The organism is Prevotella sp. tc2-28 (genome assembly GCF_900107705.1).
In the GTDB taxonomy this organism is placed as follows: Bacteria; Bacteroidota; Bacteroidia; order Bacteroidales; family Bacteroidaceae; genus Prevotella.
Genome location: NZ_FNRE01000034.1, coordinates 1 through 1,298, shown reverse-complemented (window position 1 = coordinate 1,298; position 1,298 = coordinate 1). Strand labels below are relative to the sequence as shown.

General features: G+C 34.4%; 2 protein-coding genes. Both read right to left on the bottom strand.

The window, feature by feature from the left end:
* Positions 1-61: 61 nt before the first annotated feature.
* Positions 62-706 (bottom strand): hypothetical protein, encoded by a 645-nt coding sequence (locus BLU47_RS14425; protein ID WP_091964520.1) that lies wholly within the window; start codon positions 704-706, stop codon positions 62-64.
* A 217-nt stretch (positions 707-923) separates the two neighbouring features.
* Positions 924-1,298, bottom strand: a 375-nt coding sequence (locus BLU47_RS15005) for a hypothetical protein (RefSeq protein WP_218131555.1), incomplete at its 5' end; no start/stop codon positions are given.

The window sequence follows — 1,298 nt, the reverse complement described above, 5'->3', positions numbered from 1 at the left end:
AATGATCAGTAGAACCGACCCCATGATCCTTACATATTTCGATATTTACAAATTTTATTCTCTATAAATGATCAGTAGAACCGACCCCATGATCCGAAAGAGAATCCTTAATAACGAATAATGTGCTTTCACAACCTTCCCAATCGATTTTATAAGCCTTTTTCATTTCAGACAGTTCTGTAACATTATATTTTTTTGAAATAGTTGTCTTTAAATTTATCCTAAAATCTTTACTTAAATACTTTTGGTATGGGATTCTTTTAATCCAAATGGATATTGCTTTTTCTAAAGAAGAAGCTTCACATTGAATTATAAACGGTCCACCTTCTATACATCCTAAAGCAAAAGTAAACAAACATAATTTTTTACAAGAGACATCGGGAATATCTGATATTTTGACGAAACTCATTATAAAGTTATTCCTAATAATAAAATCAACTGCCCAGATGTCTTTGTATTTATTCACCTTTAAAGGCTTCCACCAATTATTCTCAATGCTAAGATGCCACTCTTTCTTTCCTGCTGTTTTTATATAAGGGAGATTGATGAGGTCTACAAATTTTTGTTCCGCATCCTCTATAGTATTCGCAATACATTGCGTAATTCTATAAGTATTGTCCCTATCATAATAGGTGAAAAAAGTATATCTTTTCAATTTATCTCCTATGATGAGTTTCTCCCTTATCATGACTCTTTTTTTCTTCATGTTTAATTTGTTTATCTAGTTTCTAGAGATCAAGGGGTCGGTTCTATTGATCATTTCAGAATAAAGTTTCTAATACTTATTAATATCAATCTCTTCATGATCTAGATATTTTTTTAGTTTATTTAGAAATTTCTTGTCACTATTCTTTATGGCTTTGTCTTGTTCTTTCTTTGTCCATGGTTTAATATCACCAAATCCATGGATCAAGGGGTCGGTTCTATTGATCATTTTTCAGTTTCTGAATAACGCCAAAGGATACACCCGTTAATCTTGAGAGTTGTCTGATTCCTGCTCCTATGGAGAGAGCAGACCTTAGCACCTCATTCCGTCTCGTCTTCTCAAGGCTTTGAACCATGAGTGGATTGACTATGCGCAGACTCATCAGCAGAAATGCCTTTACATCACTGTCACTGACTGACTTGCAATCGTCAGTGTCAATATCCAAAATCTGATCACATTCCTCTAAGGGCATACACACCAATTCTTTCAGATCCTCTCGGGGGATTCTGGAAAACACCGCTTTTGTTGAACAGAAAGTATCTGTACTGCTTTCAGTAATATACTCCCTCCAACTGCTCCAGGGATAATCTTC

Bases quoted from the DNA above. Each gene is read 5' to 3' on its own strand.
- BLU47_RS14425 (WP_091964520.1), bottom strand. From the start codon at position 706: ATGAAGAAAAAAAGAGTCATGATAAGGGAGAAACTCATCATAGGAGAT.